At 66.6% G+C, this 18,872-nt stretch carries 5 protein-coding genes; all 5 read right to left on the reverse strand.

The window, feature by feature from the left end:
- Nucleotides 1-36: 36 nt before the first annotated feature.
- The 5 genes from JJJ16_RS05540 to JJJ16_RS05560 all read right to left on the reverse strand — a co-directional run bounded on the left by JJJ16_RS05540 (nucleotide 37) and on the right by JJJ16_RS05560 (nucleotide 18,748).
- The gene (locus JJJ16_RS05540; protein WP_219751679.1) at nucleotides 37-3,978 is read right to left on the reverse strand and encodes a S8 family serine peptidase; all 3,942 of its coding nucleotides are present in this window, start codon (nucleotides 3,976-3,978) and stop codon (nucleotides 37-39) included.
- A 446-nt stretch (nucleotides 3,979-4,424) separates the two neighbouring features.
- Entirely contained in the window at nucleotides 4,425-8,339 is a 3,915-nt protein-coding gene (locus JJJ16_RS05545) for a S8 family serine peptidase (protein WP_219751680.1), read from the reverse strand.
- Nucleotides 8,340-8,542: 203 nt separating this feature from the next.
- Nucleotides 8,543-11,161, reverse strand: coding sequence for a leucine-rich repeat protein (locus JJJ16_RS05550; protein ID WP_219751681.1), 2,619 nt, complete (start codon nucleotides 11,159-11,161; stop codon nucleotides 8,543-8,545).
- 412 nt (nucleotides 11,162-11,573) lie between these two features.
- Nucleotides 11,574-18,116, reverse strand: a complete 6,543-nt coding sequence (locus JJJ16_RS05555) for a leucine-rich repeat protein (protein ID WP_219751682.1) — start codon at nucleotides 18,114-18,116, stop codon at nucleotides 11,574-11,576.
- Between the two features lie 314 nt (nucleotides 18,117-18,430).
- Nucleotides 18,431-18,748, reverse strand: coding sequence for a heavy metal-binding domain-containing protein (locus JJJ16_RS05560; protein WP_034465938.1), 318 nt, complete (start codon nucleotides 18,746-18,748; stop codon nucleotides 18,431-18,433).
- Nucleotides 18,749-18,872 lie beyond the last annotated feature (124 nt).

Raw genomic sequence — 18,872 nt, forward strand, 5'->3', positions numbered from 1 at the left:
ACTGCGTCACACACTGTCAGTGCTGCGCGTGAGGCCTCAGCCGTTCCACTGGCCGTTCTCGGCGAAGTAGTACCACTTCCAGCCGATCCAGTGACCTCCCGTGTACATCGCACCCGAGTCGGTGCTCAGGTAGTACCAGAAGCCGCCATCCTTCAGCCAACCGGTCGTCAACGCGCCACTGGAGTGCATGTAGTACCAGGACGAGCCATCCTTGACCCAACCGGTCACCATCGCGCCACTACCGGGCGTCAGGTAGTACCAGGTCAGCCCATCAAGCAGCCAACCGGTGACCATTCGCCCCGTCGCCGGATCCAGGTAGTACCAGGAAGAGCCATCCTTCACCCAGCCACTCGCCTGGGCACCCGAAGCATCGTGGTAGAACCACGAACCAGCCTCGTTGACCCAACCGGTACGCATGTACCCATCCGCACCGAAGCGATAGATCGAGTTACCGATCTGCAGCGTCTGGCTCACCGGGTAGGTCCCGTCGGAGTAGCGGTACCACCAGCCAACCGAATCGCTGATCCACTGGCCTCCCTGCGGGGCAGGTGCGGGGGTCGGGTCCGGGGTCGGAGCAGGCGTCGGGTCCGCCGTCGGCTCAGGTGCCGGGGTCGGAGCGGGCGTCGGATCGCCCTGGAGGCGCACCTCCTGCTTGGCGGGGTTGACGCCCCAGTCCCAGGCGAAGAGGTACGGGGTCACCGGGGCCTCGTCCGTGCGTCCCTGCTGCGCCCAGGCAGCCTTCAGCTCCGAGACGGGCACGTCGAAGTGGTAGCGGTGCGTGCCGTCGGCCAGGATCTCACCGTCGTCCTCGACGAGCTTGCGGTAGTACCACGTGCCGTCGGCGTCCTCGTGGAAGTCGATGCCGGCCACGGGGGAAGCGTCGGTGACGTCGAAGGACACCGTGCGGGCGCCGCCCTCGCCGTTCACCGTGAGGTTGGAGATGACGGGGGCCTGCGTGTCCAGCGTGAACTCGTAGCTCATCTGGTGCTTCTGCGAGGACGGCCCGTCCGTCGCCGCCTCGATCGTCAGCGTGTAGGCGCCGTCGGGCAGCTCGTTGCCGGACTGGTCGTAGCCGTCGAAGAAGGGTTCCTCACCGGCGAACTCACCCGGCTTCGTCCAGCCGGTCTCGAGGTCGTAGAGGGACTTGCGCACGCGGTTGATCGTGTAGGAGCGCACTGACTCGCCCGCAGAGTTCCGGTAGGTGACAGACATCGACGGGACCGAGCGCAGCATGCCGGTCATCGGCGCGATCTTGTCGGGGGCGCCGGCCCACTTGGCGCGCGAGGTGATGAGGCGCTGCGTGTTGATCGTCGTGACCAGGTTCGAGTCCTGCTTGTCCGACAGCGGGTTCAGCGCTCCCAGCGGGATGGAGGAGTGAGCGTTGACCAGCGCGGAACGGTAGACGTGCACGGGCGTCGTCTCATCGTCCGACCACTTGCCGTCGAAGACGTTCGGGGCTCCCCACGAGCCGTAGAAGCCCAGGTAGGGCACGGTCAGGCTCGGGGTCCCGTCCTCGCTCGTGAAGGTCACGGCGCCGTCGATGAAGGTTCCCTTGGGGGCGTTCTCCGAGGCAAAGGCAGCGAACTCGGACTCGGGGGTCACGGTGACGGTCACGGTGGCGTTCGACATCGCGGGGACCGTGATCTGCTGGGCGTCCCCGGCCTCGGCGACGCCGTCACCGGAGAAGGTCAGCGAGATGCCCGCGCCCGCCCAGTTCTGTGAGTGCTCGAGGAAGAGGCCCTCCTCAACCATCTCGGAAAGCGCCTGGCCGCCGAGGGTGTAGGTGTGAGCAGCGTCCGAGAGGTTGGTCAGCTGCACCTGGAAGGTCCACCCCTTCGTCCCGTCGCCGAGGTCGGCCTTGGGTCGGGAGGGATCGGCAGCGCCGACAACGGTCGGGTAGACGGTCGCGGTGGTCGCTGCGAGCGCGTCGACAGCCCCCGCGCCGACCCTGCGCGGCGAGTAGTAGGTGCCGTCGCCCAGCTCAACGTCGACGAGCGGGTGGGCGGTGCCCATGAGGAGGTTGGTAACGACCGCGTTCTTCTGCTCGGCGCTCATTGCGGAGAAGGCGGGATCGCTCGCAAGGCGCTCACGCACGAGGGCACTGATGCCCGCGACCTGCGGGGAGGCCATCGAGGTGCCCGACAGGCGCTGGTACTCGTTGCCGAGGTAAGCCGACATGATGTCGCCGCCGGGGGCAGCGATCTCAGGCTTGAGGGTCAGGTCGGGGGCTACGCCCCACGCCGAGAACTCCGAGGCCGTCGGGTTGTTCGAGGCCAGCACGATGCCGGAGTGCGTGACGGTCACGGTGACGTCGGCTCCGTTGGCGGCGGCCAGAGCCTCGCGGATCGCCGCGCCGTCCCGCTTGGTGATGGTCACCGTCGGCATCGACGTGGTCGAGCCGAGGATCGCCTGGTAGGGCGTGCCGACCTCGTCCGTGTCAGCGACCATGAGGGCCGCGGGTGCAGGCGAGAGAGCCGTCAGGTTGCGCGCCTTGAGCTCCTCGGTCATGGCCGAGCCGTCGCGGGAGTCCGTACCGCCCTTGTCCTCGAGGACGATCACGCCTGAAAGGTCGGCGCCCGCGTACTGCTCGAGCCGGTCGGTGCCGCCAGCGCCGGCGTCGACGATGCGGTAGGTCTTCTCGGGGACGTCGCGCAGGCCGCGCACGGCCGCGCCCTGGCCGTCGAGGGCGGTGCGGTAGGCGATCTTGCGATCGCCCAGGCTCACGTAGGACAGGGCCTCCTGGTTGTCGACGGAGGCGACGGCCAGGGTGGACTTGTAGGAGGCGGGTTCGCCGAGTGTACCCGTGTCGGGGTCGGTCGCGAAGGGCTTGTTCTGGCCGGAGTTGTTGCCGTAGGCATTGGAGAAGGCGTTGCCGCCCGCCGCGTTGACGGTGATGCCAGCGGCGGCGAGCTTCTCGTACACGCCGGCGAAGACGCTGCCAGCATCGCTGCTCATGCCGGAATCATCACCCAAGGACAGGTTGATAACGTCGGGCTTGATGACGAGCGCATCATCGAGGGCTGCGAGCAGCGCGCTGTCGGGCATCGATCCGTCCTCATCTGAGGCAACCTTGGCGACGACGATCTGCGCGTGGGGTGCGGTGCCCTGCAGGACGTCGGCGTTGGCGGCCGCGATCGCGGTGACGTGCGTGCCGTGGGACAGGTCCTTCTCGGAATGAGGGACGACATCGGCATCGTTGTCCGCGTAGTCGTAGGCGAAGGGAATCTTGCTGTTCACGTACGTGCCGGCGCCGCCGTGCGGGAGCTTACCCGCGAAGGCCTGCACGTCGGCCTGGCTCATGCGCACGTTGACGCCGTCCATCGAGCCGGCGAAAGCGTCGTGGTCGGTCTGCAGGCCGGAGTCGATGACTTCGATGACCTGACGATCGCCCTTGAGGGCGACCTCGTTCGCACGCGTCATCGCCAGGGACGAGGCGTTCTTGAGGACGGGCGCACCGCTCCCCTGCTCCTCAGTCTCCATTGGCTTGTGGACGCCCTCGATGAAGGCGGTCTTCACTCCCTCGACCTTCTGGATCGCGGAGAGAGCGGAGCCGGGCGCTTCGATGGCGAAGCCGACGAAAGCGTTGGTGTACTCACGCACGGTCGCGACCTGCGCACCGGGGACGATTCCCGCGACAGCGGAGGCGATACGGGCCTTCACGTCGTCGCGCGTGGCCTGCGTGGAGCCACCGGCTGTCCCATCCTCCAACTGGACAATGATCGTCGTCGGGGTGTCGTCGGCCGCCTCCTGCGCGGACGAGGCGTCGGGCAGGGTCACTCCCCCGGCCTCGGCCTGGCGGATGGACAGCAGCGCGTCCTCGACTCGCGTCCCCGACTGCGCGTCCTTCGACGAGGCGTGGGTGGGGTTGGCGGGGAGGACACCGCCTGGCTGCGGGCTTGCTGCGAGCGCCGGGACGCTCACGCCGGTCAGGGCGAGGGCTGCGGCGAGCGCGAGTGCCGGGGTGGAGTGATGGGACATCAATGGCTCACTTACGTGTCGACGAGATGACGATCTGATGCGCGTCCGGCTGACGCGCCGTCCTATTATGCGTAAGTTCTTCCAGTTGTGCAGTATGCATGTCCGATAGATGGCCCAGTGTCCACACACTGACATTTTGTGCAGGCCTGAATATAAGCCGAGGGGCCGACCTTGCGGTCGGCCCCTCGGCTTATCCCATCAACACAGTGCAAGTTTTCCCAGAAGGCTCCTCGAAAAAGTCTCGTCGGCATGTCCCGGACCCTCATGGTCCGTGCCGTATTCCCTTGTGATGACATTCAGTGTAAACAGCGAACCTTGCGACAACGACAAGACAACCTGAAAAAACCCTGGGAATTTTGGCGCCTGCCTCCTTTGACAGACGTCTGGCCCGCACATCCCACATGTAGCAGGGTGTGCGGGCCTGGACGCTCAGTCTCAAGGGCGGCCTAGCTGATCAACTGTCCCGTCTCAGAGAAGGTGTACCACGTCCAGAAGATACGCAGGCGACCCGTGGCCATCGCGCCGCTTCCGGTCTTCAGGTAGTACCAGGCACCGCCGTCCTTGAGCCACCCCGTCATCATCTTGCCGGTGGCGGGATTGAGGTAGTACCAGGTGTCGCCGTCCTTGACCCAACCGGTCGCCATGACGCCCGTGGCCGGGTCCAGGTAGTACCAGGAGATCCCATCGAGGACCCAGCCGCTCGCCTGCGCACCCGATGCGCTGTGGTAGTACCACGAGCCCTGCTCCCTCACCCATCCGGTGCGCATGTAACCGCGCGCGTCGAAGCGGTACGTCGCTCCGTCGATAGCGAGGGTCGTATCGGCGGGGTACGAGCCGTCCTCGTAGCGGTACCACCAGCCGCGGCCATCCCGCTTCCAGGTACCGGCCTTGGGGGTGGGCGTGGGGGCGCTGACGTGGATGGTGGCGCTGGCGGACACGCTCGGCTGCGTCGGGTCGGAGACAGTGATAGTCGCGTCACCCGCACCCACCGCACGCACCTCGCCGGTCGCACTCACTGTCGCCACGGCCTCGTCCGAGGAGGACCAGACGACGCCGGTCACGTTCGCGTCCGCGGGCTCGTGGGTGGCGCTCAGCGTGAGGGTCTCCCCGACACCGAGCGTGGCGGACTCGCGCGACAACGCGAGCGACGTCATGGGGATTGCCTTCAGGGCGACCGGTGCCGTTGCCCCGTTGACCGGCCAGTCCCACACGTGCAGGTAGATAGTCGACGGGTCACCGCCGATGCTCGTCAGGGCGTCCTTCAGCGGCACGTCGAAGTGGATGTGGACCAGACCGTCCTCGCTGCGCCCGGTCGGGTAGACCTCGGCGCCGCGCTCAACAACCTTGCCGTCCTCGGTGGCCGAGAAGCCGACACCGGCGATGGCTGAGGAGTCGGTGGCGTCGAAGGACAGGACGCGGTCCTTACCCTCACCCGAAACCGTCACGTTGGAGATGACGGGAGCCTGCGTGTCCAGGATGACGCTGTAACTGATGGACTGGGTCGCGGGCGACGGGCCGTAGGTCGAGGCCTCGATCGTCAGCATGTAGCGTCCATCCGGCAACTCGGTGCCGTCCGGCGCGTAGCCGTTGAACCAGGGGTCACAGCCCGGCGCGGAGTCCTCGACGGTGCGTGGCGAGCGCGTGTGCACGTCGTAGATGGACCGATCCGCGCGCCCGCACGTGAAGGAGCGGATCGTCTCCCCGGCCTCGTTCCTAAAGGTGTAGGTCAGCGAGGGGACGGAGCGCAGCAGCACCGTGCCCGGGGTGACGGCGGTGCGGGCGTCCTCCTGTGTGGAGCGCGAGATGACGAGGAGGTCGGGGTTGACCCCGTTGATCATCCGCTCATCCTCAACGTCGAAGGGGCTCTGCTGACCAAAGGGCAGGCGGCCGCTCATGAACGTCGACCCGTATCCGCTGATGTGGTTGTCCGGCGTGACAAGGTCGAAGATCGCAGGCGCACCCCAGGAGCCGTAGAAGCCCACGTAGGGGACGGTGAGGTTCGGAGCGCCGTCGGCGCTCGTGAAGGTGACAGCACCGTCAATGAACGTGCCCTTGGGCGTGTTCTCCGCTGCGTACGAGGCGAAAGCCTCGCGCGGGGTCACGGTGACGGTCACGGTGGCAGTTCCCTTGGCGGGCACGGTCACCGATTCGGAGGAGAAGGTCAGGTCGATGCCCTGTCCCGCCCAGTTGGTCGAGTGATGCGTGAACAGCATGCTCTCGACCTTTTCGGACAGCGCCTGTCCGCCGAGAGTGTAGGTGCGGGCGGTGTCGGAGACGTTCGTCAGGGCCACCTGGAAGGTCCACCCGGAGGTTCCGTCACCCAGGTCAGCCTTGGGACGCGAGGGGTCCACTGCCCCGACGACGCTCGGGTACACGGACGAGGTCGTGGCGCCCTGGGCGTCCACCAGACCTGCACCCACGCGGCGCGGCGAGTAGAAAGTGCCGTTATTCTGCTCCGCGTCCACGATCGGGCGCGCGGTGCCCATCAGGAGGTTCGTGACCACGGCATTCTTCTCGGAGGCGGACAGGCCCGCAAACGCCGGGTCGGACGCCACGCGCTGACGCACGAGGGTAGCGACCGCGCCGGCCTGAGCCGAGGCCTCGGCCGTACCGGACAGCCGATCGTAGTAGTTCCCGGGGGTCGCGGACATGACCGCGCCGCCGGGGGCCGCGACCTCGGGCTTGAGCCGCAGGTCGGGGGTCACGCCCATGGAGGAGAAGTCGGAGGCGTGGATCCCCTCGGGCACGGTGAGGATCGTGGAGGGAGAGACGTTCACCTCGATCGATCCACTTTCCGAGGCCTTGATGGCGTCGTAGAGGCGGTTGCGGTCCGAGGTCGTAATGGTCGCCATCGGCAGGTTGAACCAGCGATCGACCGACCACTTGATGGGGGTCTCGCTGTCGTACCAGTGTCCGAGCAGAACGCCGGCGGGCTTGCTGGTCAGCGACTTGAGGGCCTTGATCTTGTGCTTGACCTCCACCGAGTTGCCCCTCGAGTCGTTGCCTCCCAGCTCCTCGAGGAGGATCGTGCGCGACAGGTCACCGTAGTCCGTTCCTAGGTGCTTGGCCAGGTCCTCGCTCGAGCCGTTGCCTGCGTAGACCACGCGGTACGTGCCCTCGGCGAGAGTGTCGAACCCGGGGCCATCGCCCTTGCTCATGCGACCCAGGGGCCGGTACCCGATCAGGTGATCCCCAAAGGTGAGGGCACCCATGATCTCCTGCTCGTTGACCGAGGCCACGGAGAGGGTCGAGGAGAAGGCTGCGGGGAAGCCGAGCGCGCCGTTGTCGGGGTCGTCGGCTCGACCATAGCTCTCGACGTCACCGGCGGGCGCGTAGACGGTCGAGCCCTGCGCGCCTAGGGCCTCGTAGACGTGGGCGTAGAGGGCCTCTGCGTCGTCCGTGAATCCTTCAGTCTTGGAGAAGGAGACCGAGACGACGTCGGGCTTGAGGACCATCGCGTCGTCGAGCGCGGCCAGGAGGTTCACGTCGCTCGCCTGGTTGCCCGGATCGGTCGTCACCTTCGCGACGATCAGCTGGGCCTGGGGCGCTGCGCCCGAGAACTGTCCGCTGTTAGCCGCGGCGAGGGCTGCGACGTGCGTGCCCTGGCTGTTGGCGCTGCGGGCTCCGTCGCCTCCTTCCTCCGTGGCCAGCACGTCGGTGTCCCCATCACCGTAGTCGTAGGCAAAGGGGATCTTGGGGCTCACCCACACGCCACCCTTGCCGGCGCCCAGCTGCGAGGCGAGCGAGGCCACCGAGTCCTGCGTGAAGCGCAGCGACGCTGCATCCATATCGCCGGCAAAAGCCTGGTGCGAGGTATCGATGCCGCTGTCGATGAGCTCGATGACCTGGCCCTGGCCCTTCTGGGCAAGGCCGTCGGCCCGCATCATCTGGGCCGCGGCACCGGTGGCAGCATCCGACTCGTCGCCCCCTGCGACGGCGCGGTAGCCTCCGGAGATCTCGTCATCCGTGGCGAACGTATGGCTGCCATCGAGGAAGGCTCCCTTGACGCCGGCCGTCGCCTTGATGACACCGAGCGTCGAGGCGGGCGCCTGGATCGCAAAGCCATCAAAGGCGTGGTGGTAGTCGCGCACGTCGGAGATGGTCGCACCCGGGAGAGCCGTGGCTACGGCCTCGCTGATGCGCTTCTTCATCTGCGCGTAGTACGCGGCGTGGTCGGCCCCGGCCTCGCCCGCCTCGAGCTGGACGATGATCGTCGCCGGGGAGTCGTTTGCGCCCTGCTGGGGCGACGAGGCCTGGGTGGCGTCGGTCTCGTCCGCGAAGGCGGCGGGCACGCCGATCGTGGTGAGCGCGAGGGCGCCAGCCGCTATGAGCGTCAGCGCTGCGCGTCGGTAGTGAAACATTGTCGGCTCGCTTTCTTCACACATAAAGTGTTGAGCTGCATGAGGATGAGTGATCGCGCGGCACATCCCTGTGGGGCGCGATAGGGCGGGCGGAGCGTATGCGGTGCCCGCATTGCCTTGCGAGCGCGCCCACTCCCCCGGCATGAGTCCGGGCGGGGCGGGCGCGACGCATGGGTAGTCCTTCGGGTCAGCGGGTCAGCGGATCAGCGGATCAGCTTGCCGTTGTCGGCGAATCGGTAGTACTTCCACACGATCCACAGGCGTCCGGTCGCCATCTGGCCGCTGCCGGGCTTGAGGTAGTACCAGGAGCCGTCCTCGTAGTGCCATCCTGTCTTCATCTTCCCGTTGGTGGGGTTCAGGTAGTACCAGTGCGAACCGTCTTCGACCCATCCCGTGGCCATCTGGCCACTTCCGGGGGTCAGGTAGTACCAGGAGACGCCGTCGAGGACCCAGCCGGTGGCCTGCGCGCCGGACAGCGCGTGGTAGTACCAGGCGCCCCGTTCGAAGACCCAGCCGGTACGCATGTAGCCGTCCGCGTCGAAGCGGTACACCTGGCCGTCGATGGTCTTGGCCGTGTTCGAGGGGTAGGTGCCGTCCGCGTAGCGGTACCACCAGCCGCGAGCGCCCCACGTCCACGTGCCCTGAGCGGGAGCGGAGTCGGAGTCGGCCTTAACGGTCACGGCCACCGAGGTGACGACGCGAGGATCCTGACGCACGTCGACGCGCAGGGAGACATCAGCGCTCGTCGGGGTCCAGGTGTAGGAGGCGGTGGACGCGCTCTCATCCGAGCTGCCCTGCATCGAGTCCCAGTCCTGGAGAACCGTTTCGGTACCATCCCCACCGATCTGCACGACGCGTATCTGGCGCCCACCCAGAGTGCCGCCCTGAGCGGAGACGTTCACGGTCGTCGGCGCGCCCACGGAGGTGGTGAGCGTGTACCCGGGGCCGGCCTCGTTGATTCCGTCGCCCGACACCGCGACCTGCGGGCGAGCGTACTCGAAGAGGTTGGCCGTGTTGTAGCCGGCTTCCTTCATGGCCGCCTCGGTGAGCGTCCAGGCCTTCGAGCCCTTGGGGGCGGCGACGTAGATTTCGGTGCCATCCTTGAGGTCCTGTGCCATGTCGGCGGCGAGCTTGATGTCCTGCACGGTCGAGGGCAGGACCAGGACGCGGGGCGTGTCGAACCAGAAGGTGAAGCTGGTCATCCCCTCGCCGAAGTAGGCGCTGTCGGGGCGGCCGTTGGTGGCCTTGCCCTCGTAGTAGAACTCGCCGTTGTTGCCGCCGCGCACGATGATGTGGCGCGGGGTGGCGGTGTCTCGCGGGGTCATCCACAGTTCCGTGACCTGCGAGCCCAGTTCAATCGTGTCCAGGCCGTTGTTGACGAGGCCTCGAGCCACGGTCACCGAGTCGGGGATGACGATGTCGGTGAGGTTGTCGCACCCGTCGAAGGCACCATAGCCGATGGTCGTCAGCCCCTCGGGCAGGACGACGCGACGCAGGGACATGTTGTGCGCGAAAGCGGTGTCGGCGATAGCGACCGTGCCGTCAGGAACCGTGAATTCGGAGGCCCCGTTCGTGGGCAGGTACAGGACCAGGGTGCGCCCGGTGTCGCCCTTGCTGTACAGGACGCCATCCTCCACGGAGAACGCCGAGTTAGTGGGGGCAACGCTCAGCGAGGCGAGGTTGCTCGCGTCCACGAATGCGGATTCACCGATGGAGGTTAGGCCCGAGCCCAGATGCACAGACCGGAGCGCAGCGTTCCCAGCGAACGCGCCCTTACCGATCGAGGTTACCGAGTCGGGCAACGACACAGAGACGAGAGCCGAACCGTCGAAGGCGTAGTCGCCAACGTCGGTCAGGCGATTCAGGTCGGGGCGGAAATTCACCTCGGCGAGCGCCTTATCGTAGCGGAAGGCACTATCTGTGAGCGCCTTCGTGCCGCCCAGGTCGACTCGCTGCAGCTTGGGCATGTACCAAAAGGCCGTGTCGTCCATGGACTCGAAGCCATCGGGCAGGGTCAGGGAGGTAATCTGCGAGCCCACAAAAGCACCCCTGTTCACGTGGCGCAGGCTCGACGGCAAAGCCAGGGAGGTGATCTGCGCGGAGGAGAAAGCGCCCTCGTCGATGGTCGTGGTCCCCTCGGAAACCGTGTAGTGCCCGCCGGCGTTCTTCGCCTGCGGGTAGGTCGCCAGGTGGGTCAGACCCTTCGTGTACAGAACCCCTTCGACGCTCTGGTAGTTCTGGTTGGCCGCGTCAACCTCGATGCTCTCCAGGAGCGGAGTACGCGCGAATGCAGCGAAAAGACCGTCGGCCTGGACGTTCGGGCCGACGTGGACGGAGCGCAGTTTCCCCATGTCGCTGAAAGTCTCGAGGCCCGCCATCTTGAGAGAACGAGGCAGCGTGACGTGTTCGAGCGGGGTGTATGCGAAGACGCGTTCTCCAAGCGTCTCCAGCTGCGAGGGATGCGCATCGTCATCCTGGAAGGTGACCTGGGTCAGAGGCTGGCCCGAGAAGGCGTTGTCGTCGATCGCTCGCACGCTCGCGGGGATCCACAGACTCGTCAGCTGCGTGTCAGTGAAGGCATTCGTGCTGATCTCGGTCACGCCCTCGGGGATGCGAACATCCGTCTCAGTGCCCGTGTACGACACGAGCACACCGTCGGCGTCGATGGTGAACCCATCGGCATTGGCTTGCAGCGGGGCGGCTGCGTTCACCGGACCGACGGCACCCGCGTCAGCCGCGAACGCGACTGGCACGCTGACCACGGTCAGGGACAGGGCGCCGGCGAGCGCGAACGCCAGCACCATTGACTTTCGATGGGACATCTGTGACCCCCTCTATTGACAGTTGGTAAGGGAAGGCTCCGTGTTGCGACCACGACCCCTCGTGTCAAACATATCCCTCAAGAGGGTTTTTAGGTACCCCCTGAGACACTCCTTCTCAGCATGCGTCGGTCGAACATTTGGGATCTTTGCCCGTAGTACCATGCATCAATCCGAACCGACAGATAACGCGTAGAGGCGGCGATGCAGGCGTTTTCCGCCCATATTTTCAAGGGTTGCATAACATCTTTCCACCGAATCTGACAAATCAACCAATAGCCAGAATTTATAGCCTAAACAGCCCTACAAGCGAGCACGCGCGAACTCAGAGGACGGCAGACCCGACCTAATGGTCGAACAAATGCCCGCGCCCCGGAGAGTCTCCGGGGCGCGGGCGAACAGTCTCGCAGCTATGTCAGCCGACGAGCTGTCCCGATTCGTTGAAGTAGTACCACTTCCAGCCGATCCAGTGCCCGCCGGTGTACATGGCGCCCGAGTCGGTGCTCAGGTAGTACCAGGAGCCACCATCCTTCAGCCAGCCGGTCGTCAACGCGCCACTGGAGTGCATGTAGTACCAGGAGGAACCATCCTTCACCCAGCCGGTCACCATCGCGCCGCTGCCGGGCGTCAGGTAGTACCAGGTCAGCCCATCAAGGATCCATCCCGTCACCATCTGTCCGGTCGTCGGGTTCAGGTAGTACCAGGAGGAGCCGTCCTTCACCCAGCCGCTCGCCTGAGCGCCAGACGGATTGTGGAAGTACCACGCGCCATCCTCACTCGCCCAGCCAGTGCGCATGTAGCCATCCGCACCGAAGCGATAGGTGGAGCCTCCGAGCTGTACCGTCTTGTTCGCCGGATAGGTGCCATCCGCATAGCGGTACCACCAGCCGACAGAGTCGCTCACCCACTGGCCTTCCTGCGGGGCAGGAGCAGGAGACGGGTCCGGCGAGGGCGCGGGCGTCGGATCCGGCGAGGGCGCGGGCGTCGGATCCGGCGAGGGCGCGGGCGTCGGGTCCGGCGTCGGCTCAGGAGTCGGCGCGGGCTCCGGGGTACCCGGGAGCTTGATCATGAGGGTGCTCGTCAGGTACGAGGCGTCGCGCACCTGGACGCGCAGGCTCACATCCGCGGCGGACGGGGTCCACGGGAAGGTCACGGAGGAGGCCGCAGCTCGGTCCCCACCGTCCGTCACCGTCGTCCAGTCGCGCACGAGCGTCTCGGTGCCGTCCGCTCCGATCTGCACGGCGCGCACCTGCTGCGTGCCGGCGATGCCACCGGTGACCGTCGCGGTCACGTCGACCGACGCCCCGACCTCGCCCGTGTACGTGTAGCTTCCCGATGCCTCGGCGATGTTCGCGCCTGCCAGGGTCATCGACGCAGCCGTGAAGGTGTGCAGGTGGGAGGGGTCGATGCCGGCCGCCTCGAGGGCGTCCTTGGCGACGTTCCACGCCGGCTCGCCCTCGGCTGCGGCAACGTAGACGTGGGTGTCATCCTTCTTCTCGTCGCTCAGCTCCGGCTCGAGGTCGAGTCGGGTGAGCGTGGAGGGCAGGACGAGGACGCGCGGGACGTCCACGCCGAAGGACACGCGAGTCATGCCCTCGCCGAAGTAGGCGCTCTGGCGGCGTCCGTTCGTCGGGCGACCATCGTACACGAAGGAGCCGTCCACACCGCCACGCACGACGATGCGACGAGGCATGGGAACCCAGCTGCCTTCCATGCGGATCGAGGTCACCTTGGAGCCGTACTCGACGAGTTCCAGGGAGTTTCCGGTGACACCGCTCGAGCGCTCGACCGACTCGGGGATGACGAGCTCGGTGAGGGCCGTGGTGCCCGCGAAGGCATCGTCGCCGATGACCTTAAGGCCCTCGGGCAGGACGACGCGGGTGAGCGTCTTGTTGTTGGCGAATGCCGTCGCGCCGATCTCGACCGTGCCCGCGCGCACCGTGTAGTCGGTGAGCGTGTTGGCGACCGGGGACAGCATCAGGTGCAGGCCGTCGTCCGCCTTGCGGTACAGGACGTTGTGCTCGGCCGAGTACACCGGGTTACCATCCGCAACGGTCAGCGTCGCGATTTTGCGGTCGTTGTACAGGGCGGTCTCGGCGAAGGAGGTGACGCCCGCTCCGATGTGGAACGAGGTCAGGGCCGTACTCTCCGAGAAGGCCTGCTCGCCGACCGTGGTCACGGAGTCCGGCAGGGTCACAGACGACTGCGCCGTGCGGCTGAACGCGAAGTCGCCGATGGTGGTCAGGCGGCCGAGCTCGGGACGGAAGTTGACGCCCGCCTTAGCGCTCGTGGACTCAAACGCGCTGCCGCCCAGGGAGATCGTGCCGCCCAGGTCGATGCTCGCGAGCTTGTCGGCGGAGCAGAAGGCGCAGGTGCCGACCGTCTCAAACTTCTCGGGGAGGGTGACCGCGGTGAGCGCGGAGAGGCGGAAGGCCTCGTCCTTGATCTCGCGCAGGCTGTCGGGCAGGGTCACGGAGGTGATGCCAGCCTTCTGGAAGGCCTTGGGCGCGATCGTCGTGACTCCGTCCAGGACCGTGTACGCACCGCCGGGATTCTTGGCGGCCGGGTACAGGATCAGGCGAGAGTGGTCCTTGGAGTAGAGGACTCCGTCAACGCTCTCGTAGTTCGGGTTCGCGGGATCGACCTCGACGCTGGTCAGCGCGGTGGTCTCGGCGTAGCCCGAGGTCACCGAGTCGGCGGCGACGTTGGGTCCCAGCTTGATCGTCGTGAGCGCCGAGTTGAAGTCGAAGACCTCCGCGCCGATCGTCACCACGGACCGCGGCAGCTCGATAGCCTCCAGGCTCGTGTTCGCGAACGCGCGGTCGGCGATCTTGGTCAGCTGGGCTGGGTGGGCCTCGTCGTCGACGAAGGTGATCTTCTTCAGCGAGCTGTAGATGAAGGCCTCCAGGCCGATCGAGCGCACCGAGGCGGGGATCGTCACGTGTTCCACGGTGGAGCTCGCGAAGGCGCGCTCGCCGATGGAGGTCACGGTGTCGGGCAGGGTGACCTCGGTGGCCGAGCCCTTGTACTTGACGAGGACGCCTTCCTCGTTGATCTCGAAGTCGTCGGCGTCGGCGGCGCGAACCGTAACCGGAATGGACGCGGTCTTAGTAGCGCCAGCCTCGGTGGTGACGGTGGCGGTCAGCCTGCCCGAACCAGCGTGATCGCCGGCGGTCAGGGTCGCCTTGCGCGTGTCTGCGTCGGCGGCGACCGTGGCCAGGTCGGACGGCTCCACGCTCCACGTCACCGCGCGGTCCTTCAGCGAGGGCGCCAGGTAGGCCTTCACGGGGGCGGTTTCGCCCACCTTGACGCTCACCTGGGTGTCAGCGAGCTCGATGCCCGCATCCTCGGAGATGGTGCGCACGCGGATCTGGGCGCTGGCCGACAGGGTCGGCTGGGACGCGTCGGTCGCGGTGATCGTCGCCTCGCCGGCGGCCAGGGTGCGGACCTCGCCGTTTTCGTTCACGGTGGCCACGGCCTCGTTCGAGGACGTCCATACGAGGTCGATGACATTCGCGTTCGCCGGCTCGTACGAGGGGCTCAGCGTGACCGTCTCGCCCGCGACGACCTCGGAGTCCTGCGGGGTGAGGGTCAGGGAGGTCATCGGGATCGTGCTGAAGCGGATCACCTGGCGGGCCTGGTTCTTACCCCAGTCCCACGCGAACAGGTAGGCGGTCGCTGGGTCGGAGGAGTCCGCGCGGTCGATGAGGTCGGCCCACTTGATCTCGTAGTGCTTGGCGTAGGTGCCGTCGGCCTGGCGATTCGCGCCCACGGCCTCCTTCTCGTCGTAGTAGCGACGCGAGGTCGGGGACTCGGAGAAGGCGATGCCGGCCAGCGGCGAGTTGTCGGTGACGTCGAAGGACACGACGCGCTCGTCCCCCTCGCCGGTCACGGCCAGGTTGGAGATAACGGGCGCCTGGGTGTCCAGGGTGAAGTCCCAGGTCAGCTGCGAGTTCACACTCGAGGGCGCGACCGAGGCCGCATCGATCGTCAGCTTGTAGCGGCCTGCGGGCAGCTCCTTGCCATCCTTGTCGAAGCCGTCAAAGACCGGGTTATTGCCTTCCTGGCTTTCGATGGGCTCGACCTTGCTGGCGTGGTAGTTGAACAGGGACTTGCGGGCGCGCTCGAAGGTGTACTCACGCACCACCTCGCCGGCCTCGTTCGTGTAGGTGTAGGTCACCTTCGGGGAGTTACGCAGCAGGCAGGTGCGCGGCAGGATGCGCGAGGGGGCCTCGGGCAGCGCGGAGCGGGACATGATGAAGTACGCGGGGTCGACCGCGCGCACGTCGTCGATTTCCTGTCCGACGAGGGGGTTCAGGGCGCCGAGGGGCACCTCGGTCGAGGGGTTCATGAGCGTCGAGGAGCAGGCGTGAGCGGTGCTCGTCGTGCCGTCGTACCACTTGCCGTCGAAGACGGCGGGCGCGCCCCAGGAGCCGTAGAAGCCCATGTAGGGGACAGTCAGGTCGGGCTGACCGTCGGCGCTGGTGAAGGTGACGGCGCCGTCGATGAACGTGCCCTTCGGCGCATTCGCGTTCGCGTACGAGGCGAAGGCGCCCTGCGGGGTCACGGTGACGGTCACGGTCGCGGTGCCCTTGGCGGGCACGGTCACCGAGTCGGCGGAGTAGGTCAGGTCGATGCCCTGCCCCGCCCAGTTCTTCGAGTGCTCGGTGAACAGGCCACCCTCGACGATCTCTGAGAGCGCCTGGCCGCCCAGAGTGTACGTGTGGTCGGCGTCGGAGACGTTCGTCAGGGTGACCTGGAAGGTCCACCCGTTCGTGCCCTCACCGAGGTCAGCCTTGGGGCGCCACGGGTTCTCGGCGCCCGCGACGCTCGGGTACACGGTCGTGGTCGTGGCGGCGAGCGCGTCCACCTGGCCCGCACCCACGCGGCGCGGCGAGTAGTAGGTGCCGTCGTTCTGGTCGATGTCGAGCAGCGGGTGGGCGGTGCCCATCATGAGGGTGGTGACGATCGCGGCCTTGTCCGCCTCCGACAGGCCCGCGAATGCCGGGTCGTCGTTCACGCGCTGGCGCACGAGCGTGGCAATGCCCGCGACCTGCGGGGTCGCCATGGACGTGCCAGACATGGACCGGTAGGTGTTGCCCAGGACGGCGGCAACGATGTTGCCACCGGGGGCCGCGATTTCGGGCTTGAGCTTAAGATCAGGCGTGACGCCCCACGAGGTGAAGTCGGAGACCGACGGGTTGGTCGAGGCGAGCTTAAGGCCCGCGTGCGGGTTGGAGATGGTGATGGAGCCGGACTCGCTGGCCTTGATGGCCTCGATAAGCGCGTCCTTCTCCTTCTTCGTGATGGTCACGGTCGGCATCGTGTGGGTGGCCTCGATCGTCGCCACGTACGGGTTTTCGACCGTCTCGGAGTCACCGATGATGAGGGCGGCGGGCTTGGAGGTCAGCTGGGTGAGTCCCTTGACCTTGGCCTCGTGGGTCATGTCCGCGCCCGTCGCGCTGTCGGAGCCGCCGCGGTCTTCGAGGACGATGACCTGGGAGAGGTCCCCGGGGTGCTCGGCGACGAGCTTCTCGAGTGCGGCCGCGTCACCGATGCCCGCGTAGACGAGGGTGTAGGTCCCCTCGGGGATGTCGAGGAGGCTCGGCACGACGGCGTCCTTGATGCCGCGCGACTTCTGGTAGACGACCTGGCGGTCCCCCACCGTCAGGTAGGGCAGTGCGTCCTGGTTGTTGACCGAGGCGACGGCCAGGGTCGAGCTGTAGGACCCGGGCTCGGAGACCGTGCCGGCGTCGGGGTCGGTCGCGAACGGCTTGTTCTTGCCGCTGTAGTTGGAGTAGGCGCTGGAGTAGGAGTTACCCGCAGCGGCATTGACGGTCACGCCCGCGTTGGCGAGGTTCTTGTAGACCTCCGCGTACATGGTTCCGGCCTCGGTGCCCATGCCCGCGTCCTCGCCGAGGGAGAGGTTGATCGAGTCGGGCTTGATGACAACCGCGTCGTCGAGGGCCGCCAGGACCGTGCTGTCGGGGATCGAGCCGTCCTTATCGGAGGCGACCTTAGCGACGATGATCTGCGCGTGGGGCGCGGTGCCCTGCAGGTCGGCCGCGTTGGCCGCGGCGATCGCGGCGACGTGGGTGCCGTGCGACAGGTCCTTGCTGGACTTGGGCAGCACATCCGCGTCGTTGTCCGCGTAGTCGAAGACGAAGGGAATCTTGTTGTTGAGGTACGCGCCGGCCTTTCCGTGTGGCAGCTTGCCGACGAGAGCCTCGACGTCCCCCTGGCTCAGGCGCACGTCGACGCCATCCATGGAGCCGGAGAACGCCTGGTGGGTGGCCTCAATGCCCGTGTCGATGACCTCGACGACCTGACGATCACCCTTCTGCGTGGTCTGGTTGGCGCGCGTCATCTCCAGGGAGGAGGCGTTTTGCAGGGCGGGATCCACGGCCTCGGCACCCAGCGCGCCCGCGTCACCCTCGACGACCATGGGCTTGTGGTGGCGCTCGATGAACGCGGCCTTGACGCCCTCGGTCGCCTTGATGGCGTCCAGGGACGAGGCCGGGGCCTGGATCGCGAAACCATCCAGCGCGTGCGTGTAGTCGCGCACGTCGGTGATGTCCGCACCGGGGACCACTGCCTCGACCGAGGTTTCGATGCGTTCCTTGACCGTCTCGTGCTTGGTCGAGGACGACAGGCCGAAGACCCGCTGGTACCACGGGATGCCGACCGAGCCGTCCTCGAGCTGGACGATGATCGTCGTCGGGGTGTCGTCGGCGGGGAAGGTCTCGGGGGTGGTGGTCGGGTTCTCGACCCCGGCCTCGTCGGCAGCTCCCGACTGCGGGGCGCCGGACTGGGCGTCGACGGACGAGGCGGGGGCGGGGGCACCGGACTGGCTTTCCTCGGGGCTGTTGGCCGCGAAAGCCGCCGGGGTGGTCACGGCGGTCATGGCAAGGGTGCCCGCGGTTAGCAGCACCAATGCCGAAGTTGTGCGATGGGACATCTATGGCTCACTTGGTTGACAACTGGGTCAGGGCATGGCCGCAGATACGGCATAACCCAGCGTCTAGGGTAGGGTTCCCTACCCTTACTGAAAAGTCCCGCTCAGTTTTCTTCTCACCATCCGTCGAGGTCTTTACGTGCCCGCACTTTCAGCGTAAACTAGCTCTTCTTAGCGAGGCCTTAGTAACAATAGCGCCACTTAATTTGCGTCGGTTACGGCAGGAAACGACAAACCCGCCAGGGAGGCCTCGAACAGGGTCCGAGCCGCCTCCTGGCGGGCTGTCAGTCGAGCGCGTTGTGGCGCGCAGGCGCGGGTCAGAGAATGACCGCAGTGCCCGTCGCGATGGCGGCGAGCATACCGTTGTTGGTGCCGGCGGTGAAGTAGTCGACCTTCACGCCGACGACCGCGTTGGCACCCATGGCCTGGGCGCGGGCACACATTTCATTGACGGCGGTTGCGGAGGCGCCGCCGATCTCTTCCTCGTACTGGGAGGCGCGGCCACCGAACATGTTGGACAGGTTTGCACCGAAGTCCTTGAACATGTTGACGCCGGAGATCGCCTCGCCGGAGACCATGCCGATGTACTGCTTGACGGGCGCACCCTCAACGGTCGGGGTCGTCACAACGAGCATCATTCACTCCTTCATAGGGGGCTAACGTGGCAACACTACCCGCGATCCCGCGCGGAGGCTAGTAGGCGCTCAGGCAAACATCCGATCGACACACTCCGCTACCATAGCGCACAAATCAGCATCT

The organism is Schaalia sp. ORNL0103 (genome assembly GCF_019429565.1).
Classification (GTDB): domain Bacteria; phylum Actinomycetota; class Actinomycetes; order Actinomycetales; family Actinomycetaceae; genus Pauljensenia.